At 73.7% G+C, this 23,111-nt stretch carries 20 protein-coding genes; 11 read left to right on the forward strand and 9 right to left on the reverse strand.

All coding sequences use genetic code 11. From position 1 onward, the window contains the following. Window positions 1–51 precede the first annotated feature (51 nt). On the forward strand, window positions 52–765 hold the full coding sequence (locus ACFOSY_RS28710) for a TetR/AcrR family transcriptional regulator C-terminal domain-containing protein (protein ID WP_394312313.1): 714 nt from the start codon (window positions 52–54) through the stop codon (window positions 763–765). Between the two features lie 19 nt (window positions 766–784). On the opposite strand, the gene ACFOSY_RS28715 is transcribed toward ACFOSY_RS28710, so the two are convergent. The 4 genes from ACFOSY_RS28715 to hmgA all read right to left on the reverse strand — a co-directional run bounded on the left by ACFOSY_RS28715 (window position 785) and on the right by hmgA (window position 5,786). Continuing rightward, on the reverse strand, window positions 785–2,314 hold the full coding sequence (locus ACFOSY_RS28715; protein WP_394312315.1) for a discoidin domain-containing protein: 1,530 nt from the start codon (window positions 2,312–2,314) through the stop codon (window positions 785–787). A gap of 135 nt (window positions 2,315–2,449) precedes the next feature. Then, window positions 2,450–3,622, reverse strand: a complete 1,173-nt coding sequence (locus tag ACFOSY_RS28720; RefSeq protein ID WP_394312317.1) for a type ISP restriction/modification enzyme — start codon at window positions 3,620–3,622, stop codon at window positions 2,450–2,452. 25 nt (window positions 3,623–3,647) lie between these two features. Continuing rightward, a complete protein-coding gene (locus ACFOSY_RS28725) occupies window positions 3,648–4,397 on the reverse strand; it encodes a GntR family transcriptional regulator (RefSeq protein WP_394312319.1) in 750 nt (249 codons plus the stop codon). A 27-nt stretch (window positions 4,398–4,424) separates the two neighbouring features. Continuing rightward, window positions 4,425–5,786: a homogentisate 1,2-dioxygenase gene (gene hmgA / locus ACFOSY_RS28730; RefSeq protein ID WP_394312321.1), complete on the reverse strand. Its 1,362-nt coding sequence runs from the start codon at window positions 5,784–5,786 to the stop codon at window positions 4,425–4,427. Window positions 5,787–5,967: 181 nt separating this feature from the next. Here hmgA and ACFOSY_RS28735 point away from each other — a divergent pair, with 181 nt between their 5' ends. The 8 genes from ACFOSY_RS28735 (at window position 5,968) to ACFOSY_RS28770 (ending at window position 16,679) form a co-directional block, all read left to right on the forward strand. Then, window positions 5,968–6,540 (forward strand): hypothetical protein, encoded by a 573-nt coding sequence (locus ACFOSY_RS28735; protein WP_394312324.1) that lies wholly within the window; start codon window positions 5,968–5,970, stop codon window positions 6,538–6,540. Then, window positions 6,540–7,157 (forward strand): TetR family transcriptional regulator, encoded by a 618-nt coding sequence (locus ACFOSY_RS28740; protein WP_394312433.1) that lies wholly within the window; start codon window positions 6,540–6,542, stop codon window positions 7,155–7,157. Before ACFOSY_RS28735 ends, ACFOSY_RS28740 begins: the two co-directional genes overlap by 1 nt. Before the next feature lie 154 nt (window positions 7,158–7,311). Then, window positions 7,312–9,576 (forward strand): molybdopterin oxidoreductase family protein, encoded by a 2,265-nt coding sequence (locus ACFOSY_RS28745; protein ID WP_394312326.1) that lies wholly within the window; start codon window positions 7,312–7,314, stop codon window positions 9,574–9,576. Window positions 9,577–9,711: 135 nt separating this feature from the next. Next, complete coding sequence (locus tag ACFOSY_RS28750; protein ID WP_394312328.1) at window positions 9,712–11,172, forward strand: CitMHS family transporter; 1,461 nt, start codon at window positions 9,712–9,714, stop codon at window positions 11,170–11,172. A 37-nt stretch (window positions 11,173–11,209) separates the two neighbouring features. Beyond that, a complete protein-coding gene (locus ACFOSY_RS28755) occupies window positions 11,210–12,442 on the forward strand; it encodes an MFS transporter (RefSeq protein ID WP_394312330.1) in 1,233 nt (410 codons plus the stop codon). Between the two features lie 210 nt (window positions 12,443–12,652). Beyond that, a complete protein-coding gene (locus tag ACFOSY_RS28760; protein WP_394312332.1) occupies window positions 12,653–14,077 on the forward strand; it encodes an ABC transporter ATP-binding protein in 1,425 nt (474 codons plus the stop codon). Window positions 14,078–14,188: 111 nt separating this feature from the next. After that, window positions 14,189–15,577, forward strand: coding sequence for an aldehyde dehydrogenase family protein (locus ACFOSY_RS28765; RefSeq protein ID WP_394312335.1), 1,389 nt, complete (start codon window positions 14,189–14,191; stop codon window positions 15,575–15,577). Window positions 15,578–15,593: 16 nt separating this feature from the next. Beyond that, entirely contained in the window at window positions 15,594–16,679 is a 1,086-nt protein-coding gene (locus ACFOSY_RS28770; protein WP_394312338.1) for a Zn-dependent alcohol dehydrogenase, read from the forward strand. A gap of 239 nt (window positions 16,680–16,918) precedes the next feature. On the opposite strand, the gene ACFOSY_RS28775 is transcribed toward ACFOSY_RS28770, so the two are convergent. The 3 genes from ACFOSY_RS28775 to ACFOSY_RS28785 are packed head-to-tail and all read right to left on the reverse strand — an operon-like array spanning window position 16,919 to window position 19,695. Then, window positions 16,919–18,019 (reverse strand): alkene reductase, encoded by a 1,101-nt coding sequence (locus tag ACFOSY_RS28775; protein WP_394312340.1) that lies wholly within the window; start codon window positions 18,017–18,019, stop codon window positions 16,919–16,921. Window positions 18,020–18,076: 57 nt separating this feature from the next. After that, the gene (locus ACFOSY_RS28780) at window positions 18,077–18,679 is read right to left on the reverse strand and encodes an NADPH-dependent F420 reductase (protein ID WP_394312343.1); all 603 of its coding nucleotides are present in this window, start codon (window positions 18,677–18,679) and stop codon (window positions 18,077–18,079) included. Then, a complete protein-coding gene (locus ACFOSY_RS28785) occupies window positions 18,676–19,695 on the reverse strand; it encodes an alcohol dehydrogenase catalytic domain-containing protein (protein WP_394312348.1) in 1,020 nt (339 codons plus the stop codon). The genes ACFOSY_RS28780 and ACFOSY_RS28785 overlap by 4 nt, the downstream gene beginning before the upstream one ends. Before the next feature lie 94 nt (window positions 19,696–19,789). Here ACFOSY_RS28785 and ACFOSY_RS28790 point away from each other — a divergent pair, with 94 nt between their 5' ends. Continuing rightward, a complete protein-coding gene (locus ACFOSY_RS28790) occupies window positions 19,790–20,383 on the forward strand; it encodes a TetR/AcrR family transcriptional regulator (RefSeq protein WP_394312350.1) in 594 nt (197 codons plus the stop codon). Between the two features lie 22 nt (window positions 20,384–20,405). On the opposite strand, the gene ACFOSY_RS28795 is transcribed toward ACFOSY_RS28790, so the two are convergent. Together ACFOSY_RS28795 and ACFOSY_RS28800 are read right to left on the reverse strand one after the other, a co-directional pair. Further along, window positions 20,406–21,134: an ArsR/SmtB family transcription factor gene (locus ACFOSY_RS28795; protein ID WP_394312352.1), complete on the reverse strand. Its 729-nt coding sequence runs from the start codon at window positions 21,132–21,134 to the stop codon at window positions 20,406–20,408. A 49-nt stretch (window positions 21,135–21,183) separates the two neighbouring features. Next, entirely contained in the window at window positions 21,184–21,825 is a 642-nt protein-coding gene (locus tag ACFOSY_RS28800; protein WP_006131461.1) for a TetR/AcrR family transcriptional regulator, read from the reverse strand. Window positions 21,826–21,933: 108 nt separating this feature from the next. Between ACFOSY_RS28800 and ACFOSY_RS28805 the strand changes: the two genes are divergently transcribed. Further along, window positions 21,934–23,085: an acyl-CoA dehydrogenase family protein gene (locus tag ACFOSY_RS28805; RefSeq protein ID WP_394312355.1), complete on the forward strand. Its 1,152-nt coding sequence runs from the start codon at window positions 21,934–21,936 to the stop codon at window positions 23,083–23,085. Window positions 23,086–23,111 lie beyond the last annotated feature (26 nt).

Here is a 23,111-nt window from a genome sequence, read left to right on the forward strand (position 1 = left end):
GCGCACTACGTACGGTGTACGTAACTACGATGGTGAGCGAGGTGATGACCGATGGCGGGCCGAGCGGCCGAACCCGAAGTGATCTGGGCGCGCCCCGAGCGCAGCGGCCGAGGGCCCAGGCCGGCGTACAGCCGCACCGACATCGCGGCTGCCGCGGTGCGGATCGCCGACGCCGAGGGCCTGGACGCGGTCTCCATGCGCCGCGTCGCCGCCGAGCTGGGCTGCGGCACCATGTCGCTCTACAACTACGTCCCCCGCAAGGAGGACCTGCACGAGCTGATGGTGGACGCGGCCGGCGGCGAGCACGAGCTGTGGGAGCCGAGCGGGGACTGGCGCGCCGACATGCTGCGGGTGGCGCACCAGACCCGGAACCTGATGCACCGGCACCCGTGGCTGCCGCGGCTGATGTCACCGGTCTACGGCTTCAGCCCCAACGCCCTGCGCTACCTGGAGCACTGCCTGGCCTGCCTGGACCCCATGCCGGGCCCGCAGGGCACCAAGCTGGAACTGATCGCCCTGCTGAACGGCGTCGTGACGACGTACGTCGCCAACGAGCTGGCCACCGCCGAACGCGCCCGCTCGCTGCCCTGGTCGCAGGAGCAGGAGAACGCGGTCCGCGGCGCCTATCTGATGTCCCGCGTCGCGAGCGGCGCGTACCCGCGCATGGCGGCGGCCTTCGCCGAGGACCCGGGGCCGATCGACCTGGAGGCGGTCTTCGAGCGCGCCCTCACCCGGGTCCTGGACGGCTTCGACGCCCGCCGCTGACGCCCGCGCGGGCCCGGTGTCAGTGCCTGCGCAGCTGAGCCGCCAGGGCGGCGAGGGTCTGGGCCGTCTCGGCGAGGCTTGCCACGGCGGTCTCCAGGTCCGCGGCGACGCGGGAAGCGGGGGCGGGGAGGTCGGTGAGGGGCGAGGCGGCGACGGGGGTGCCGCGGTAGCCGATGGGGCCCTCGTCGTGGCGCTGGTAGTAGCCGGTGAAGCCCTGGCCCACGGGGCGTTCGAGGAAGCGGACCTGAGCGAGCTGGATCTCGTGCGCGCCGCCGTTGCGGGTGATCTCCAGACGGAGGTGACGGTGGGCCCTGGGCGTGCCGCGCAGGGTGAACTCCCGTGCCTGGTACCGCCGGTCGAACGTCTCACCCGTGCGGGAGTCCAGCGGCGTCCAGGTGCGGCCGTCGTCGGAGCCGTGCAGCGTCCAGTCCTGGGGGTCGCGGTCGGGGAAGTCGTTCGCCGACACGAGGACGTACGAGGTGACGGTGGCGGGGCGGGCCAGGGTGAAGTCGAGCACCGCGGTGTCGTCGCCCGCCAGCCACTTGTCGCGGGAGTCGTCGAGGAGGTTGTGGGCGATCTCGTCCGCCTCGGCGTACTCGTCGCTCGCCTCGACCTCCGTCACCTCGGCCTCGTCCTCCAGCGTGTGCAGCACGACCACACCGGAGTTGCCCCGCTGGTCCCGCCAGGTCATCCGCTCCGGGGCGGGCCCGCCGTCGTCCACCAGCAGCCTCAGTTCGTGCGAGCGGTGCCAGCCGCCGCCCCACCCCTCCTCGGTGTGGAAGCGGTGCAGGGACTCGGCCGGCACCTGGTCGACACCCTCCGGGTAGGCCCAGCGGCCGGCGACCCGTCCCCGGTACTCGTGCACCACGCCGTCCGCGTCACGGCGGCAGCCGTGGAAGTCGGACATGTTCGACTGGAAGCTGATGGCGGTCTCGGCGCCGTCCGTGCCGCGCCAGCCGAGCTGCGCGGGCAGCGCGTGTTCGCCCCGGTCGACGTGGAACAGCAGCCGCGGCGCCGGCTGCCAGTGGGCGGACGACGAGTGGGCGGGCCGGACCTCCGTACGGTAGGCGAACACCGAGTCGCGGGCGGCCGCCGCCGTCCGGGCACGCTCCGAACGGCCGCGCTCCCAGACGGGGTCGAGCGTGACCCGGTAGAGCCAGAGCATGGTGCGCGCCTCGGCCGAGGACCGTATCTCCAGGGTGTTGGTGCCCGGCTTCAGCAGATGTCCGGGCACGGCGAAGACGTTGTCCTGCGGAAGGTCCCCGCCCCCGGGCACGGTCAGGTTCTCGGCCACCGGCTCACCCTGGACGAACACGTCCATCGGGGCGTACCCCAGCGATGCGCCGGCCTTGGACACCAGCGCGGTGACGGTCAGGGTCACCTGCGGGACGTCCTCCGGGTCCGCCACCTCGAACCGCAAGGTCACCGTCCCGCCCGCGCTGAGCGCCAGGTGCGACCCGGCGAACCGGGCCCCGTGCAGCCTGACGTCGGCGTTGGCCAGTCGGGCCGGGTCGGCGGAGAAGTCCGCGTAGGTCGCCTCGAATCCCATGGGTGCAACAACTCCTGAAGTACCGTCGGTCGAGCGGCCGTCCGTGCGACGACCGTGACCGGGACCCTAGTGCGCCCGACTGACAACGCTGCCGGGAAGCGCCGGGACCGTACGGGGGCGGGGCGCCGGCGTCCCTCAGAGCAGCGCGAGCTGGCCCTCCGGGCCCTCTTCGCGGGCGTTAAGGACCGAGGCGGGGCGGCGGGCGGCGGCCGGTACGGGCAGGACGCCCGCCGTGCGCAGGTCGGACGGTGTGACCTGGGCGGGCAAGGACGCGGCCGTCAACTCCTCGCGCTGCGGCTTCAGTTCGGCGAGGAGGGTGAGGACCGTGACCAGCTCCAGCAGTTCCGACGTCCAGGTCTGCGGCCAGGCGGCCGGGCGGATCGCCTCCAGCGTGCCCGGCTCGGCCGGGCGGGTCCGCGCCGCGAACCACTCCTCCAGCACCCGCACCCCGCCCGACTCGAACTCCCACGCCTCCACCGGCACCGGGGAGATGCGGCCCTCGCCCAGCAGCAGCGCCTCCTCGTCACGGTCGTAGGCGAGGTCGGGCGGGCGGGACGGCAGCGGGGCGCGGACGTACGGACGGCGGCCGCCCGGGAGCCGGGGGCGTTCGCCGTCCCGGCGCATCAGCCACAGCATGCGGCGGCCCAGCGCCACACCCCGCTGCCAGGTGTCCGGGTCACCGGTGAGCGGCACGGCGAGCCCGTCCGGCGAGGGCCGCGCCACGGCCGTCGCCCAGGCCAGGACGTCGACGGGGGAAACCTCCAGGCCCAGCCGCGCGGCGAGGTGGTCCGTCAGGCCCGGGGCCAGATTGGGCTCGGCGGCGCCAGGACGGCGGTACAGCGGGCGGATCCGGCCCGTGCGCAGCACCGGGAAGAGGGAAGTGGCGAGCAGCGGCGGGCCGTCGCCGGACGTCTCGACGGCGAAGATCTGGCGGTCGTCCGCCACCCGCCACACCTCCGGCCGGGGCGCGTCGATCAGCCGCTGGTCGGGGATCAGCCACTGCTCGTCGAACGGGCCGTGCAGCACCCGCACCGGCTCCGGACACGGCCCCGAGGCGCGGGCCAGCCGCTCCGTGCCGCCCTCCCGCCCGGGCAGCTGCCCGACCGCCGTGTGCGGGGTGCGGGACCGCGTCGGCACGAACAGGGCCTCGCGGTCCGGTCCCTCGGCCTTCACCAGCGCGTCCCAACGGGTCTTCAGGGACGCCGCGTCGGGGGCCGCCGGCCACCCCCGGCCGAGCCGCGGCGGTGCGACGGACCACGGCATGAGGTCCGCCAGCAGCGGAGCGTCGTCGTGCGTCACGCTGGGCATCGTACGGCCTGACGGCGGGCGCGGATCAGTGGGCGTCCAGGGTCACCGTGAAGGAGAAACGGTCGCCCCGGTAGTGGATCACGGCCACGTCCAGCACCTGTCCCGCGGAGTCGTAGGTGACGCCGGTGTAGTGCAGGATCGGGCTGAGCAGCGGAACCCGGAGCAGCCGCGCCGTCTCCGGGTCCGCCAGCCGCGCCTCTACGGTGTCCGTGATGCGGCTGATGTCCGCGCCGACGACGTCCCGCAGCACCTTCGTCATCGGCCACCGCACCAGATCCTGCGGGTCGATCCGCTCGGCCAGCTCCGGACGGACATGGTTGCGGGCGTGGTTGGTCGGCTCGCCGGTCTTCTCGTCGGCGCGCAGCCGGTGGTAGGCGGCCGTCTCCACCAGGTCCGGGAAGTACTCGGCGAGTTCGGACGGCACCGGCGCCGGACCGTGCTCCAGCAGCTGTGTCGTCATGCCGGACTGCTGGGCCACGATCGCGTCGACCGAGCCCAGCAGCCGCACCGGCGCGCCCCGCCGGGCGTCCGGCTCGATGAACGTGCCGCGCCGCCGGTGCCGGGTGATCAGCCCCTCGTCCTCCAGCTCCTTCAGCGCCTGCCGCATGGTCAGCACGCTCACCCCGTAGTGCCCGGCCAGCTGCTCCTCGGTGGGCAGACGCAGCGGGTCGTGGGGCGAGCGGCCGAGGATCGAGGCGCGCAGCGACTGCGACACCTGATACCAGAGCGGCAGCTTGCGGTTGAGGACGATCGAGTCCGGGGCGAAGGAGGTCACGCGCTATCCGTACCGGTCGGGGAACGGTCAGTGCAATGGCCGGAAGTGACGCTCGAGGCCCTGCCACACGTCGTCGTAGCCCTGCTGAAGGTGCTCCGCCCGGGCCGCCTGGGGGGTGAGGGACACCGGCCAGCGGGTCTCGAACATGAAGGCAAGACCGTCGTCGATCTTCTGCGGCCTCAGCTCCGCCGCGCTCGCCCGGTCGAACGTCTCCCGGTCCGGGCCGTGCGCCGACATCATGTTGTGCAGCGAGCCGCCGCCCGGCACGAAGCCCCCCTCCCCGGCCGTCTTCGCGTCGTACGCGCCCTCGATCAGGCCCATGTACTCGCTCATCACGTTCCGGTGGAAGTACGGCGGCCGGAACGTGTCCTCGCCGACCAGCCAGCGCGGGGCGAACACCACGAAGTCCACGCCCGCGAGACCGGGGGAGTCGCTCGGGGACGTCAGCACGGTGAAGATCGACGGGTCCGGGTGGTCGTACGAGATGGTGCCCATCACATTGAACCGGCGCAGGTCGTAGGCGTACGGCACATGGTTGCCGTGCCAGGCGACCACATCCAGCGGCGAGTGGTCGTAGGTGGCCGCCCACAGGTTGCCGCAGAACTTGTTCACCACCTCCACCGGGCCCTCGACGTCCTCGTACGCGGCGACCGGGGCGCGGAAGTCACGGGTGTTCGCCAGGCCGTTGGCGCCGATCGGGCCGAGGTCGGGCAGCCGGAACGGCGCCCCGTAGTTCTCGCACACATAACCGCGGGCGGTCTCCTCCAGCAGCTCCACACGGAACCGCACCCCACGCGGGATCAGCGCGATGTGTCCCGGCTCCACATGCAGCAGCCCGAACTCCGTGCGCAGCAGCAGCCCGCCGCGCTCCGGCACGATCAGCAGCTCACCGTCGGCGTCGCTGAACACCCGGCGCATGGAGGCGTTGGCGTGGTACAGGTGCACCGCCATGCCGCTGCGCTGCGTCACGTCGCCGTTGCCGCCCAGGGTCCACAGGCCGGCCAGAAAGTCGGTGCCCTCGGCCGGTGCCGGCAGCGGGTTCCAGCGCAGCCGGTTGGGGTCGGGCACCGTCTGGGTGAACGGCGCCGAGCGCAGCGCGCCGTTGCCCGTGCGGGTGAACGCCGGGTGCGCGGCGGACGGGCGGATCCGGTACAGCCACGAGCGGCGGTTGACCGCGCGCGGCTCGGTGAAGGCCGACCCGCTCAGCTGCTCCGCGTACAGCCCGAGCGGCGCGCGCTGCGGGGAGTTGCGGCCCACGGGCAGGGCCCCCGGCACGGCCTCCGAGCTGTGCTCGTTGCCGAAGCCGGAGAGGTGCTCCAGACCCTCGGCGGTCTTGCGCGCCTCCTCACGCTCCGTCGCGCTCCCGCGGGCGGTGGCCCCGTCGCTCATGTCCGCTGCTCCCTTGTACCCGGCTCATTCCTATAGGACACCGTAGGATTGCGGTTACCCGGGCGCAAGAGCGCCGCGCGGTCTCGTTCCGGAGCCGGACCTCTCCTCCCCTCCGAGGAGTACGCGGAACCAGACTCCAGGGGGATTCGCGCGTTCGGACCGTTGTTCTACGCTCCCCGGCATGACGTGGACGCGGAGGCCGATCATCCCCGCGCTCGCGGTCTGTGTCGTCGTACTGGCCGGATCCGCGGGCTGCGACTCCCCGGGCGGCCGGGGCGGTGGCGAGGTGTCGGCCTCACCCGTGGGCCGGCTCCTCGACGAGCGCGACGAGGACGGCCGCCCCTACCGGGAGGTGGACGAGCAGGACGCCCCCGAGGTCACCGTGGAGGTCGCCCCGGACGGCGAGGGCGGCTGGGACGTACGGCTGCGCGTGCGCAACTTCCGCTTCTCGCCCGACGGGACGGGCCGCCGCGCCGAGGCCGGCCGGGGCCTGGCCCGCCTGGAGGTCAACGGCCGCCGCGTCGCCGTGCTGCGCACCCCCGAGTACCATCTCGCCGCGGGCGCCTTCCCGCGCGGCACCCACCAGGTCACCGCACGGCTGTACGCCGACGACGGGTCGGTGTGGGCCGTCGACGGCAAGCCCGTGGAGAGCACCGCCGACATCACCGTCTCCGGGCAGGAGCCGACCCCGGAGCAGAGCGTGGCACCGCTCGCCGAGGGGCCCGGTTCACCGGACGGTCCCGTGCGGGCATGATGAGCCCCGTGTCCCACACGCCATCGCTCCGCCGGGCGCCGGTGCAGCGGCGCAGCGCCGAACGGCTGGCCAGAATCCTCGACGCCTGCGCCGCCCTCCTCGACGAGGTCGGCTACGACGACCTCAGCACCCGCGCGGTCGCCGAGCGCGCCGGCGTCCCCATCGGTTCCGTCTACCGCTTCTTCTCCAACAAACGCCAGATGGCCGACGCGCTCGCCCAGCGCAACCTGGAGCGCTTCACCGAGCGCGTCACCGAACGGCTGTCCGCCACCGGCGACCGCGGCTGGCGGCACGCCATGGACGCCGTGCTCGACACCTACCTGGACATGAAGCGCACCGCCCCCGGCTTCTCCCTCGTCGACTTCGGCAACCAGATACCGGTCGGCACCCGCCGTGCCGAGCCCAACCACCGGGTCGCCGACCGGCTCACCGCGCTGCTCTCCGACTACCTGGGCCGCCCCGCCGACGGCGACCTGCGCCGCACCTTCCTGGTCGCCGTGGAGACCGCCGACGCCCTGGTCGACCTGGCGTTCCGGGTGACGCCCGAGGGGGACGAGAAGGTCATCGCCGAACTGCGCGCGCTGCTCAGGGCGTATCTGGCCCGGGTGCTCGACTGACCCGGTGGCCGGTGCGCGGTGCGCGGTGCGCGGTGCGGACCGGGAAGGCGGCCCGGTGCGGACCGGGAAGGCGGGCGTCTGCCCTCCCCAACATGCCTACCGGTCGGTATGCTCGGCCCGTCCGTGCGTCACCGCCGCCGTACCGGGAGGACCCGTGTCCCGCACCGCCCTGCGAATCTGCCCTTTGTGCGAGGCCACCTGCGGCCTGGTCCTCACCGTCGACGACGGCACGGTCACCCGCGCCCGCGGCGACCGCGACGACGTCTTCAGCAAGGGCTTCGTCTGCCCCAAGGGCGCCGCCTTCCCCGAGGTGGACTCCGACCCCGACCGGCTGCGCACCCCGCTCGTCCGCGTCGACGGAGAGCTGCGCGAGGCCACCTGGGAGGAGGCCTTCGACGCCGTCGCCGCGGGACTGCGCGGGGTCGTCGAACGGCACGGCCCCCACGCCGTCGGCGTCGTCCTCGGCAACCCCAACGTCCACACCATGGCCGGCGCCCTCTACCCGCCGCTGCTCGTCGGCGGCCTCGGCACCCACAGCCTCTTCACCGCCTCCACCGTCGACCAGATGCCCAAGCACGTCTCCAGCGGGCTCCTCTTCGGTGACGCCAACCTCATCCCCGTACCCGACCTGGACCGCACCGACCACCTGCTGCTCATCGGCGCCAACCCGCTCGAGTCCAACGGCAGCCTGTGCACCGCGCCCGACTTCCCCGGCCGGCTCAAGGCGCTCAAGGCCCGCGGCGGCACCCTCACCGTCGTCGACCCGCGCCGCACCCGCACCGCCCGCCTCGCCGACCGGCACCTCGCCGTACGCCCCGGCACCGACGCGCTGCTGCTCGCCGCGATCGCCCGCACGCTCCTCGACGAGAACCTCGTCGACCTCGGCGACGCCGCCCCGCACATCGAGGGCGTCGCCGAACTCTCCGACGCCCTCGCCGGCTTCACCCCCGAGGCGGTCGCCGACGCCTGCGACGTCGACGCCGATGTCATCCGCACCCTCGCCCGCGACCTCGCCGCCGCGCCCACCGCCGCCGTCTACGCCCGCATCGGCAGCTGTACCGTCCCGCACGGCACCCTCGCCAGCTGGCTCGTCGACGTCCTCAACGCCCTCACCGGCAACCTGGACCGGCCCGGCGGCGCGCTCTTCCCGCAGGCCGCCACCGACAGGACCCCCCGCCCCGCGGGACCCGGCCGCGGCTTCGCCCTCGGCCGCTGGCACTCCCGGGTGAGCCGTCACCCCGAGGCCAAGGGCGAACTGCCGCTGTCCGCCCTCGCCGAGGAGATCGACACCCCCACCGAGGAGGGCGCGCCGGTCCGCGCCGTCGTCGCCGTCGCCGCCAACCCGGTGCTCTCCGCGCCCGACGGCGACCGGCTGGACAAGGTGCTCGCCTCCCTCGACTTCATGGTGAGCGTCGACCCCTACCTCAACGAGACCTCCCGGCACGCGCACGTCGTCCTGCCGCCGCCCCCGCCCGCCCAGAGCCCGCACCACGACTTCGCCTTCAACACCCTCGCCGTGCGCAACCAGGTCCGCTACACCCGCCCCGCCGTGCCCCTCGAACCCGGCCGCATGGCCGAGACCGAGATCCTCGCCCGGCTCGTCCTCGCCGCCACCGGCATGCACGGCGCCGACCCGGCCGCCGTGGACGACCTGGTGATCCGGCAGACCCTCGGCAAGGCCGTCGGCGAGCCGCACTCCCCGGTCCACGGCCGCGACCCGCAGGAACTCGCCGCCCTGCTCACCGGCGACAACGGCCCCGAACGGCGCCTCGACATGATGCTGCGCCTCGGCCCCTACGGCGACGGCTTCGGCGCCGACCCGGACGGGCTCACCCTGGAGAAGCTGCTCGCCCACCCGCACGGCATCGACCTCGGACCGCTGCGGCCCCGTCTGCCCCAGCCGCTGAAGACCCGCAGCGGCAAGGTGGAGCTGCTGCCCGCCCCGATCGCCGCCGACCTGCCCCGGCTGCGGGCCGCCCTCCAAGAACGCCCCGCCGGCCTCGTCCTGGTCGGCCGCCGCCATCTGCGCTCCAACAACAGCTGGCTGCACAACGTCCCCGCCCTCACCGGCGGCTCCAACCGCTGCACCCTGCACCTCCACCCCGACGACGCCGCACGCCTCGGCGTGGCGGACGGGCAGCCGGTGCGGATCAAGGGCGCCGGGGGAGAGGTGACCGTCCCCGCCGAGGTCACCGACGCCGTGCGCCGGGGGGTGGTGAGCCTGCCGCACGGCTGGGGCCACGACCGTCCCGGCACCCGCACCCGGCACGCCTCCGTGAACCCCGGCGTCAACGTCAACCAGCTCCTCGACGGCAGCCTCCTCGACCCGCTGTCCGGCAACGCGGTGCTCAACGGCGTCCCCGTCGAGGTGTCCCCGGAGCGGGCCGAGCAGCCCGAAACGCTCACCGTGCTGACCTGAGCAAACGTCTGACCTGGGATTTTGCGCTTATTGCTCACGGCCGGACGTCTTGTTGACACCGCCCGGCCGTACCTAACGTCGTCACACCGCCGGCCCTGGCCGGATGTTCAAGGGCGAACGTTAGGTGTCCCATTCATGCTGACCATCCTCGGCTTCGCCATGATCGCGACCTTCCTGGTCCTGATCATGACGAAGAAGATGTCGCCGATCGCGGCGCTCGTGCTGATCCCCGCGCTGTTCTGCGTGGCCGTAGGCAAGGGCGCCCACCTCGGCGACTACGTCATCGACGGAGTGTCCAGCCTCGCCCCGACGGCGGCGATGCTGATGTTCGCGATCGTCTACTTCGGCGTCATGATCGACGTCGGGCTCTTCGACCCGGTCGTGCGCGGGATCCTCCGCTTCTGCAAGGCCGACCCCATGCGGGTCGTCGTGGGCACCGCCGTGCTCGCCGCGATCGTGTCGCTGGACGGCGACGGCTCCACGACCTTCATGATCACCGTCTCGGCGATGTACCCGCTGTACAAGCGGCTGGGGATGAGCCTGGTCGTGATGACCGGCGTCGCCGCCATGGCCAACGGCGTCATGAACACCGTCCCCTGGGGCGGCCCCACGGCCCGCGCGGCCACCGCGCTGAAGCTCGACGCCGCGGACATCTTCGTCCCGATGATCCCCGCGTTGCTGACCGGCCTGCTGGGCGTCTTCGGCCTCGCCTACGTGCTGGGGCTGCGGGAGCGGAGGCGGCTGGGCGCGCTGCGGCTTCAGGACGAGGAGTCCGTGGAGACGAAGGAGGCGGTGCTGGTCGGCGCGGGAGGCGGTGGCGGTACTGGTGCTGGTGCAGGGCGTCTTGAGAAGCGGACCGTCGGAGGTGCCGGCGGCACGGACGGCGTGAACGGCGTGGCCGGAACGGACGACGCCGTGGACGGCGGGAACGACGGGGACGACGACGGGGACCTCCTCAAGGGCCTCGACCCGAACCGGCCCACCCTGCGGCCGCGCCTGTACTGGTTCAACGCGCTGCTCACCGGCGTGCTGATCACCGCGATGATCCTGGAGCTGCTGCCCATCCCGGTGCTGTTCCTGCTCGGCGCCGCGCTCGCCCTCTCCGTCAACTACCCGCGCCTGCCCGACCAGAAGGCCCGCATCGCGGCCCACGCCGACAACGTGCTCAACGTCTCCGGCATGGTCTTCGCCGCCGCCGTCTTCACCGGCGTCCTCCAGGGAACCGGCATGGTCGACAGCATGGCCGGCTGGCTGGTGGACACCGTCCCCGACGGACTGGGCCCGCACATGGCCCTGGTCACCGGGGTGCTGAGCCTGCCGCTCACCTACTTCATGTCCAACGACGGCTTCTACTTCGGCGTCCTGCCCGTGCTCACCGAGGCCGGGGCGGCGCACGGCGTCACCCCGCTGGAGATGGCCCGCGCCTCCCTCGTCGGCCAGCCGCTGCACATGTCGAGCCCGCTCGTCCCCGCGGTGTACGTCCTCGTCGGCATGGCCCGGGTCGAGTTCGGCGACCACACCCGGTTCGTGGTCAAGTGGGCCGCGCTCACCTGCCTGCTGATCCTCGCGGCCGGAATCCTCTTCGGCACGATCTGACACCCGCTACTCCCACTGACCGAGGAAGGACTTCGTCATGACGCCCGGCGGGAACCGCGGCTGGCTGCTCCGGCTCGTCGTCGCCTTCGGCTTCGCGCAGGCGGCGGTGTCGATGGCCCGGCCCGCCGTCTCCTACCGGGCGCTGGCCCTCGGCGCCGACGAGCGGGCGGTCGGCGTCGTCGCGGGCGTCTACGCCCTGCTGCCGCTGTTCGCCGCCGTACCGCTCGGCCGCCGCACCGACCACGGCCGCTGCGCCCCGCTGCTGCCGACGGGTGTCGTGCTGATCTCCGCGGGCTGCGCGCTCAGCGGCGTCGCCGGGTCGCTGTGGACCATGGCGCTGTGGAGCGGGGTGATGGGCCTCGGGCACCTGTGCTTCGTGATCGGCGCGCAGTCGCTCGTCGCCCGCCAGTCCGCGCCGCACGAACAGGACCGCAACTTCGGGCACTTCACCATCGGCGCGTCGCTGGGGCAGCTCGCCGGGCCCGTCGCGGCGGGGGCGCTGATCGGCGCGGACATGGCCCGCACCAGCGCCCTCGCCCTGCTCGCGGCGGGCGCGGGCGGGGCCGTCGCGCTCACCTCGCTGTGGCGCGTCGAGCAGGCGGGGGCGGCGAAACCCCGTACGGCGCGGGGCGACCGGGTGCCGGTACGCGGCATCCTGCGGGCGCGGGGCGTGCCGGCGGGCATGCTGATCAGCGTGGCCGTGCTGTCGGCGACCGACATCCTCACCGCGTACCTGCCCGTGGTCGGCGAGCACCGGGGGATCGACCCGGCCGTCGTCGGCCTGCTGCTCAGCCTGCGCGCGGCGGCGACGATCGCCTGCCGGCTGGTCCTCACCCCGCTGCTGCGGCTGCTCGGCCGTAGGGCCCTGCTCACGGTGACCTGCCTGCTCGCGGCGCTGCTGTGCGCGGCGGTCGCGCTGCCGCTGCCGGTGCCCGTACTGGCGCTCGTCCTCGCCGCGCTCGGCTTCTGCCTGGGCGTCGGGCAGCCGCTGTCCATGACGACGGTCGTCCAGGCCGCGCCCGCCGCGGCACGCTCCACCGCGCTCGCCCTGCGCCTGACCGGCAACCGCCTCGGCCAGGTCGCGGCCCCCGCTACGGCGGGCCTGATCGCCGGAGTGGCGGGCGTGGCGGCGCCGTTCGTGATGCTGGGCGCGTTGCTGCTGGCGTCGGCGGGGGTGGCGGTACGGACGCCGGCGGGGGCGGTTCCGGGTGGGTACGCGGGGGCCGCGGCGGACGCGTCCGCGGAGTCCGAGCCGTCCCGGACGCGTTGACCGGGAAGCTCCCTCCGGCATGACGGACAACCGCGCCGAATGACCCCGTCCGGTTTCTCGGCAGGCGGACGGAACGCCCCGATCCTGTCCGTCGTCTTCCCCGGTCGCCTACTTTCCGTTAACTTCCGTGACTCACACGCCCCGTACGACCCGCACGAGGCGTCCGACCGCGGAGCAGCAGCGCCCTGATGAGCCCCCGGGGGCCCCTTCATGACACGCGCCATCACCCTGCACGACGTGAGCAAGTCCTACACGCGAGGCGCCCGCGTGGTGGAGCGGCTGTCCCTGGCCGTCACCCCCGGCGAGTTCCTCGTGCTGCTCGGCCCGTCCGGCTGCGGCAAGTCCACCGTGCTGCGGATGATCGCGGGCCTGGAGGAGATCGACGAGGGCAGCCTCTTCCTCGACGGCGAGTACGCCAACGACCTGCCGCCGTCCGAGCGGGACATGGCGATGGTGTTCCAGAACTTCGCCCTGTACCCGAGCATGACCAGCCGCGACAACATCGGCTTCCCCCTCCGCATCGAGGCGCCCGGCGACGACCCGGCGCCCAAGGTGGACGCCACCGCCCGGATGCTCGGCATCGAGGACCTCCTCGACCGTTTCCCCGGCCAGCTCTCCGGCGGTGAGCGCCAGCGGGTCGCGATGGGCCGGGCCATCGCCCGCCGCCCCTCCGCGTTCCTGATGGACGAGCCGCTGTCCAACCTCGACGCCAAGCTCCGCAACCACGTGCGCGCGGAAATCTCCCAGCTCACCCGCCAGTTGGGGGTCACCACCGTCTACGTCACCCACGACCAGTCCGAGGCGATGTCGCTGGGCGACCGGGTCGCCGTGCTGCGCGGCGGCGTCCTCCAGCAGGTCGGCACGCCCCGCGCGGTGTACTCCCTGCCCGAGAACGTCTTCGTCGCCGCGTTCATCGGCACCCCGCGGATCAACCTGCTGCGCGGGCTGGTCCGCGCCCCGCTGGACGGCGCGATGACCATCAGCCTCGGCAAGCAGTTCCTGCGGCTGCCCGAACCGCTGTCCCTGGATCACCAGTTGCTGCGGGTGCAGCAGGGCCGCGAGGTCATCGTGGGCCTGCGCTCCGAGGCCGTACGCATCGCCAAGCCGTCCGCCGCGCGCCCCGGCGAGGTGGCCCTCACCGGCCTGGTGGAGCACCTGGAGTTCCAGGGCCACGAGGTGCTGGTGCATTTCAACACCGGCTCCCGCCGCGCCGTCGTCCCCGAGCTGGAGGCCCCGCGCCCGGCCACCGGCCGCCCGGGGGCCCGTCGCCGCCGCGAGGCGGCCACGGTGCTGGAGCGCCTCCGGGAGCGCGCGGGCGCCCTCCGTGCGGGCTCCGTGCGGGGCTCCGTGCGTACGGGCGCCCTGGCCACGCTGGGCGGCCCGGGCGGCGCCCACGGCTCCGGCGGCCCCGACCCGGCCGGAGCGCCGTCCGCCGCGTCCGCCCCCGCCTCCGCAGCCACCTCCGCAGAACCCCGACTCCCCGGCGACCTCATCGTCCGCACCACGCCCGACATCCGGCTCCGGCACGGCATGCAGGTCCCGCTCCTGGTCGACCTCGCCCACCTCTTCGTCTTCGACCAGCACGGCCGGCGGATCTGCCCCAGCCCGGACCGGCTGCCCGACCTGGAGGAGTGAGCACGGCACGCGGCCGACCCACGGGCACACGCGGCCGACCCCCTGGCGCGGAAAAACTAACATCGCTAGTTTAGGTGTCGCACAGGACGCCCCCGCCCCGGAGGAACCGCGATGAAGGCATACGACGGCATGTACATCGACGGCGCCTGGCGGCCCGCCGCCGGCTCCGGCGTGATCGAGGTCGTCGACCCGGCCGACGAACAGGTGATCGCCACCGTCCCGGCGGGCACCGCGGAGGACGTCGACGCCGCCGTGCGCGCCGCCCGCGCCGCGCTCCCCGCCTGGGCCGCCACCCCGCCCGCCGAACGCGCGGCCCGCCTCGCCGCGCTGCGGGACCAGCTGCACGCCCGCCGGGACGAGATCGCCGCGACGGTCACCGCCGAACTCGGCGCGCCCGAGAAGCTCGCCCAGACCGTGCACGCCGGCCTGCCGGTCGCGGTCGCCGGCTCGTACGCCGAGCTGGCCGCGACGTACTCCTTCGAGGAGCGGATCGGCAACTCGACCGTGTTCCACGAACCGGTCGGCGTGGTCGGCGCGATCACCCCGTGGAACTACCCGCTGCACCAGATCGTCGCCAAGGCCGCGCCCGCCCTCGCCGCCGGCTGCACCCTCGTGGTCAAGCCCGCCGAGAACACCCCGCTGGTCGCCCGGATCTTCGCCGAGTGCGTGCACGAGTCGGGCATCCCCGCGGGCGTGTTCAACCTGGTCACCGGTCTCGGTCCGGTGGCCGGACAGGCGCTCGCCGAGCACCCCGGCGTCGACCTGCTCTCCTTCACCGGCTCCACCGCCGTCGGCCGCCGGATCGGCGCGATCGCCACCGGCATGGTGAAGCGGGTCGCCCTGGAGCTCGGCGGCAAGTCCGCCAACGTCATTCTGCCCAGCGCCGACCTGGCCCGCGCGGTCAACGTCGGCGTCGCCAACGTGATGTCCAACTCCGGCCAGACGTGCAGCGCCTGGACCCGGATGCTGGTCCACAGCGACCGGTACGAGGAGGCCGTCGAGCTGGCCGCGGCCGCCGCCGCCAAGTACGGCGACCGCATCGGCCCCCTCGTCAGCGCCCGCCAGCGGGACCGCGTCCGCGGCTACATCGAGAAGGGCGTCGCCGAGGGCGCCCGCCTCGCCGCCGGCGGCCCCGAGGCGCCGCGCCCGCGCGGCTGGTACGTCAGCCCCACCGTCCTCGCCGACGTCACCCCCGAGATGACCGTCGCGCAGGAGGAGATCTTCGGCCCCGTGCTGTGCGTGCTGCGCTACGAGGACGAGGAGGACGCCCTGCGCATCGCCAACGGCACCGTCTACGGCCTGGCCGGCGCCGTCTGGGCCGGTGACGAGGCGGAGGCCGTCGCCTTCGCCCGCCGCATGGACACCGGCCAGGTCGACATCAACGGCGGCCGGTTCAACCCGCTGGCCCCGTTCGGCGGTTACAAGCAGTCGGGCGTGGGCCGCGAACTCGGCCCCCACGGCCTGACCGAGTACCTCCAGACCAAGTCCCTCCAGTTCTAGGGGAGTCGAAACCCTCATGGCCGTACGAGCCGCCGTTCTGCCCGCCGTCGGCGCCCCGCTGGAGATCACCGGCGTCGACCTGCCCGACCCCGGCCCCGGCGAGGTGCGCGTCCGCCTCGCCGCCGCCGGGGTGTGCCACTCCGACCTGTCCCTGTCCGACGGCACCATGCGCGTGCCCGTCCCGGCCGTCCTCGGCCACGAGGGCGCCGGCACCGTCGTCGCCGTCGGCGAGGACGTCACCCATGTCGCGCCCGGCGACGGGGTCGTCCTCAACTGGGCGCCCTCCTGCGGCGCCTGCCCCGCCTGCGGGCGCGGCGAGGTGTGGCTGTGCGCGCACGCCCTGGACGGCGCCGCCCGGGTGCACGCCCGCCGCGCCGACGACGGCACCGACCTGCACCCGGGGCTGAACGTGGCCGCGTTCGCCGAGGAGACCGTGGTGCCCGGCGCCTGCGTGCTGCCCGCCCCGGACGGGGTCCCCCTCGCCGACGCCGCCCTGCTGGGCTGCGCCGTCCTCACCGGCTACGGCGCGGTCCACCACTCCGCCCGCGTCCGCGCCGGCGAGACCGTCGCCGTGTTCGGCGTCGGGGGAGTGGGCCTCGCCGCGCTCCAGTCGGCCCGGATCGCGGGCGCCGGGACGATCGTCGCCGTGGACGTCTCCCCGGAGAAGGAGGACCTGGCCCGCGCGGCCGGCGCCACCGAGTACGTCGTCGCCTCCGACACCACCGCCCGCCAGATCCGCGCCCTCACCGGGAAGCAGGGCGTCGACGTCGCGGTGGAGTGCGTCGGCCGGGCGAGCACCATCCGCACCGCCTGGGAGTCCACGCGGCGCGGCGGACGCACCACGGTCGTCGGCATCGGCGGCAAGGAGGAGAAGGTCTCCTTCAACGCCCTGGAGATCTTCCACTGGGGCCGCACCCTCGCCGGCTGCGTCTACGGCAACTCCGACCCCGCCCGCGACCTGCCGGTCCTCGCCGGTCACATCCGCTCCGGCGCCTTCGACCTGGGCGCCCTGGTCACGGAACGGATCACCCTGGAGGGCATCCCGGCCGCCTTCGACACCATGATCGCCGGCAAGGGAGGCCGCGCCCTGGTGATCTTCTGACCCACACCGACGCGAACGCGCCCCCAGGGGCGCGGGGAACTGCGCCCCGAGGGCCGGGGCGGCACATGCCACGGCCGCGTGCGGATACACCCTTAGGGGCGCGGGGAACTGCGCGACCAGCCCCCACGCCGCCGCACCCGAGGGCCGGGGCGGCCCGTGTCGCGGTCGCGTGAGTACACATCCCCAGGGGCGCGGGGAACTGCGCGACCAGCCCCCACGCCGCCGCACCCGCCGCCCCGCTACGGACGAACGGCGACGGGGTAGTCGACATACCCCCGCTCGCCACCCGCGTAGTACGTGTCGCGGTCGCCCTCGGCAAGCGGCAGCCCGCGAACGAACCGCTCCACCAGGTCCGGGTTGGCGATGTACGGCGCCCCGAAGGACACCGCGTCGGCGAGCCCCCGCTCGATCAGGTCGTTGCCGCTCTCCCGCGTGAACCCGAGGTTGGCGACGACCGAGCCCCGGTAGTGCGCACGGAAGCGGCCGAACGTGGTGAGCGTGTCGTCGACGCCCGCCCCGGCCTCCGGGCCGACCAGATGGAGATAGGCCAGGTCGCTGTCGCCGAGCCGCTTCAGCAACTGGTCGTAGTCGGCGAGCAGTTCCTCGTCCGCGGTGAAGGCGAAGCCGCTCCGCCAGTACGGCGACAGCTTCACGCCGACCCGGCCGGCGCCCCACACGTCGGTGACGGTCTCCACGACGTCCAGGAGGAACCGCGCCCGCTTCTCGCCGCTGCCGCCGTAGGCGTCGGTGCGCCGGTTGAGGCGGGGGTTGAGGAACTGGGCGATGAGGTGGTTGCCCTGCGCGTGGATCTCCTGGCCGTCGAACCCGGCGCGCCGGGCGTTCTCGGCGGCCCGGCGGTAGTCGTCGAGGGTGGCGGCGATCTCCGCGCCGGTCAGGGCGCGGGGCGTCACCGTCTCCTTCGGGCCGTCGGGGGTGAACGTCATCTCCTCGGGGTTGACCGCCGACGGCGCCACGGGGAGCCGGCCGCCGAGGTGGTCCGGGTGGGAGACGGCGCCCAGATGGCCGATCTGGGAGACGATCCTGCCGCCCGCCGCGTGCACGGCGTCGGTGACCTCGGCCCACCCGGCGGTCTGCTCGTCGGTGTAGATGCCGGGGACGTGGATGTAGCCGATGGCGTCCGGGCCGACCCAGGTCCCCTCGGTGACGATCAGGCCGGCGCTCGCCCGCTGGGTGTAGTACTCGGCGTGCAGGTCGGTCGGGACCAGCCCCGGATTGGTGGCGCGGGCGCGGGTCATCGGTGCCATGAGGACACGGTTGGGAAGCTCGAGCGCGCCCAGGCGGACGGGCCGGAGGAGGGGCTGGGGAGCGTAGTCGGACATGGGTGATCTCTTCTCCTGGCTCAATGAGGTGAGGTGGTGAAAAAGCGGGCAGCGGATTCAGTCCTGCTTGAGGACGTGCAGCGCCGACAACGGCCCGCCGAGCTGGATCAGGCGCCCGCCCTGGCGGAGCGGGCCGAGGTCGACGGGCGCGAAGCCGAAGGAGTCGGCCAGCCCGCTCACGGTCCGCTTGGCGCCGGCGTCGTCGCCGGCGAGGAACAGCACCTGCCGTCCGGCCTGGTGACGCGGATCGGCCGCGATGTACTGGGCGAAAAGGGCGTTGAACGCCTTCACCACACGCGCCCCCGGCAGCAGGGAGGCCACGTACTCGCTGCCCGTGAGATCGCCCAGGTCGGCGGTCCTCGGCTCCGGGTGAAGGGACGCGAACTGGTTGGTGGCGTCGACGACGACAGTGCCGTCCAGACGGGGGAGCGCGGCGGCGACCTCCGGTACCCGCGGCCAGCCGACCGCGAGCACGACGAGATCGGCGCCGGCCGCCTCCGCCGGAGTGGCGGCACCGGCGAGCGGGCCCAGCTCCCGCACCAGCGGGGCGAGCGAGGCGGGCCCGCGGCTGTTGCTGAGGACGACCTCGTGGCCCTGGCGTATCGCGTGCCGGGCGAGGGCCTGGGCGACGGTTCCGGCGCCGAGCATGCCGATCCTCATCGCGTACCCCCGGTCTCCGCCGGCGAGGTGAGCAGCACGGTGCCGCTCTTGCCCGTGCGGCGGGCGTGTTCCACGGCGGCCTTGACGTCGGCCAGGTCGTAGCGGGCCGCGACCTCCAGCAGTTCCGGCGAGGTACGCGCCAGGTCCACGGCGAAGGCGAGGTCCTCCGCCCGCTGCTCGGGCGTGCGGTCCGTCCACTGCCAGATGGTCACACCCCGAACCGTCAACCCCCGATTGACCAGCGGCAGTTCGTCCAGCACCGTGGCGCCGGACCCGAGCCGGCCGTAGCTGATCAGGGTGCCGCCGTCACCGAGCAGGCCGACGAGGTCCCGGGTGAAGGAGCCGCCGACGCAGTCCAGGACGGCCCGTGCACCCCCGCCGGTCGCGTGGCGCACCTGGTCCTGCCAGTCGGCGTCCGACGTGACGATCACGGGCTGCGCGGGGAACATCTCACGCACCTTCCGCGCCCCGGCCGCACCGCGTACGAGATTGACCAGACGCAGCCCGCGGCGGTCGGCGTGCGCGGAGACGAGCCGGCCGACGGAGGAGCCGGCGGCGGTCTGCACGACCGGGCCGTCGTGCCCGTCCAGGGCCTGCTCCACCGCCCGGTGCAGCATGACCAGCGTCAGCGGGTTGACCAGCATCAGCGCCGCGGTGTCGTCCTCGACCTCGTCCGGCACCGGCACGGCGCGTTCGGCCGGGACCACGACGTACTCGGCCCAGGTGCCCGGCGCGGGGAACACCGCGACGCGCCGGCCGGCGAGCGGCGCGCGCACGTCCGCGCCCACGTCCTCGACGACGCCCATGCCCTCCACGCCCGGAATCCGGGGCTGCGGGTCCTGGTCCGGGAGGCCCGGCAGGCCGCCCTCCACGGCGATCAGATCGCCCGGGTGGACGGGCCGGACCCGCAGGCGGACCAGCACCTCCCCGGCGCCGGGCCGCGGCCGGCCGGGTTCCTCCCGCAGTGCGAGGACCTCGGCGGGGTCTCCCCGGCGGGTGTGCACGACGGAGCGCATGACTCCTCACCACCTTTTAATGATGATCGACATCAAAATAATGATGAGGGGTAACCTTGAAAACGTCAAACAGGGTCGGAGCGGGAGGGCGGGCATGCCGAGGATCACCAAGGAAGAGAAGGCCAGGAACCGGCAGAACATCGTCGAGGCGGCGGGACGCATGTTCCGTGCGCAGGGCATCGACGCCGTGGGCATCGCCGACCTGATGAAGGAGGCGGGTCTCACCCACGGCGGCTTCTACAACCACTTCGCGTCCAAGGACGACCTGGCCGCCGAGGTGTGCAACGCCTCGTTCGCCGCGTCACTGGGCGTGCTGCGGCAGGCCGTCGAGGACGGCGACGCGCCCGCCGGGCCGCCGCTGCGACGGGTGGTGGAGGACTATCTCTCCGCCGAGCACCGCGACGCCCCCGACGGCGGCTGCCCCTCCGCCTCCCTGGTCGTCGACGCCGGACGGCAGAGCGAGGCGGTGCAGCGCGAGTACGCGGCCGGGGTGGAGGGGTATCTCGCGGGTTTCGCGGCGGAGTTCGCCCGCGAGGACGAGGTCACCCCGGAGGAGGCGCGGGAGCGGGCGGTGCTGCTGCTCAGCCGGATGGTCGGCGCGATGGTGCTGGCGCGGGCGGTACGGCAGGTCGGACCGGAGCTGTCGGACGAAATTCTGCGGACGTGCCGGACACACGCACTGGACTGACGGGGTTCCGCATGGCGGCGTCTCAGCGCAGCGCGGCCGTGTCGACCCCCAGCAGGCCGGTGAGCGCCCGCTCCCCGGCGCCGGTCACCTTCACGGCGCGGCCGGAGCCGATCCGTACGCACCAGCCCTGGTCGAGAAGGTGCCGGCACAGGGCCGCGCCCGCCGCACCGGCCAGGTGGGGCCGGCGTTCCGTCCAGTCCAGGCAGGCGCGCGCCAGCGGACGCCGGCCTCGCCCGCCGAGGTCCACGCCGAGCGCGCCGAACCAGTCAAGACCCGCGTCGGTCAGCGCGAACCCGGTGTCCTGACGCAGCAGTCCGCGCGCGGTCAGGGCGTCCGTGACGGCGATGCCGAGCCGCCCGGCGAGATGGTCGTAGCAGGTGCGGCCGCGCGCCATGGCGGAGTCCGCGCCCGACTGCCGCAGCCCGCGCGGCCGTTCGGCGGCGTCCGGGGCGATGTGCGCCGTGAGGTCCTCCACGAGCTGGGCGACCCGGGCGTCGGCCAGCCGCACGTACCGGTGCCGGCCCTGCCGCTCCTCGGTCAGCAGCCCGCCGCCGACCAGCTTGCCCAGGTGCTCGCTGAGCGTGGACGCGGCGACCCCGCAGTGCCGGGCCAGCTCACCCGCCGTCCAGGCCCGCCCGTCCAGCAGCGCGAGCAGGCACGCGGCCCGCGTCTCGTCGGCGGCCAGCGCGGCGAGCCGGGCGAGCGCGCCCGCCCTGGGGTCCCGGTCGTTGGCGGTCATGCCTCCCAGCATGCGGCAGGAACGGTTCGGCGCCGACCGAAGTGTCATGCGGCACGGAGCCTCAGGTACGTAGCCGGACCTGCTCGTACTGAAGGGCCAGGCCGTCCAGCAAGGCCGTCAGACCCGTCTCGAAGGCGCGTTCGTCGATCTTCTCCTGTTGGTCGGCCAGCAGATGCGCCTGGCCGAGGTGCGGGTAGTCCGCGGGGTCGTAGGCGCTGGCGTCGTCGACGAAGCCGCCGGCGAACGAGCCGAGCGCCGAGCCCATGATGAAGTACCGCATCAGCGCGCCGATGGACGTGGCCTGGGCGGGCGGCCAGCCCGCCTCGACCATCGCGCCGTAGGCCGCGTCGGCCAGTCGCAGCGCGGCCGGGCGGCGGCCGGGGCCGCGGGCCAGCACCGGCACGATGTTGGGGTGGTCGCGCAGCGCGTCGCGGTAGGACACCGCCCAGTCGTGCAGCGCCGTCCGCCAGTCCCGGCCGTCCTCGAACATCGACAGGTCGACCTGCGCGCTCACCGAGTCCGCCACCGCCTCCAGGATCTCGTCCTTGGTGCGGAAGTGGTTGTAGAGGGAGGGGCCGCTCACCCCCAGTTCGGCGGCGAGCCGTCGGGTGGAGACGGCCGCCAGGCCCTCCGCGTCCACCAGCGCGCGGGCCGTGGCGACGATGCGGTCGGTGCTGAGCAAGGGCTTGCGCGGTCGGGCCATGGCGCACATAGTAGGGCTGCGGCACTAAACTAGCAGTGCTAATTAATGGACTCGGCGGGCGCCGGCTCGCCCCGCCGATCACGCGCGTCTCACATGGGGTGACTCGGGATGAACCTGGAGCTGAGTGACGAGCAGGAGGCCGTGTCCCGGCTCGCCCGGGACTTCGTACGGCGCGAGGTCACGCCGCACGCCGCCGCCTGGGACCGCGCGGAGGAGGTCGACCGGGGCATCGTGAAGAAGCTCGGCGAGGTCGGCTTCCTCGGGCTGACGATCGACGAGGAGTACGGCGGGTCCGGTGGCGACCACCTCGCGTACTGCCTGGTCACCGAGGAGCTGGGGCGCGGGGACTCCTCCGTGCGCGGCATCGTCTCCGTCTCCCTCGGGCTGGTCGCCAAGACCGTCGCCGCCTGGGGGAGCGAGGAGCAGAAGCGGACCTGGCTCCCGGGGCTGACCTCCGGGGAGTACGTCGGCTGCTTCGGGCTGACCGAGCCGGGGACCGGCTCCGACGCGGGCAGTCTCGCGACGCGGGCGGTGCGGGAGGGCGACGAGTACGTCATCGACGGCGCGAAGATGTTCATCACGAACGGGACGTGGGCGGACGTCGTACTGCTCTTCGCGCGCTCCACGGACGCGCCGGGCCACAAGGGCGTCTCCGCCTTCCTCGTGCCCACGGACACGCCCGGGCTGACGCGCCGTGCCGTGCACGGCAAGCTGGGGCTGCGCGGGCAGGCCACGGCCGAGCTGGTGCTGGACGGGGTGCGGGTGCCGGCCTCCTCGATGCTCGGTGAGGAGGGGAAGGGGTTCTCGGTCGCCATGTCCGCCCTGGCCAAGGGGCGGATGTCGGTCGCGGCGGGCTGCGTGGGGATCGCCCAGGCCGCGCTGGACGCGGCCGTCGCCTACGCGGGCGAGCGGGAGCAGTTCGGCAAGCCGATCGCGGGGCATCAGCTGGTCCAGGAGCTGATCAGTGACATCGCTGTCGACGTGGACGCGGCCCGGCTGCTCACCTGGCGGGTGGCCGATCTGATCGACCGGGGCAAGCCGTTCGCCGTGGAATCGTCCAAGGCGAAGCTGTTCGCCTCGGAGGCGGCGGTGCGGGCGGCGAACAACGCCCTTCAGGTGTACGGCGGGTACGGGTACATCGACGAGTACCCGGCGGGGAAGCTGTTGCGCGACGCGCGGGTGATGACGCTGTACGAGGGCACCAGCCAGATACAGAAACTGGTGATCGGGCGGGCGCTGACGGGGATTTCGGCGTTCTGAGTACCGCCTGAGTACGCGGGCGGATG

This window comes from Streptomyces lusitanus (assembly GCF_042647945.1).
GTDB classification, from domain to species: Bacteria; Actinomycetota; Actinomycetes; order Streptomycetales; family Streptomycetaceae; genus Streptomyces; species Streptomyces pseudogriseolus.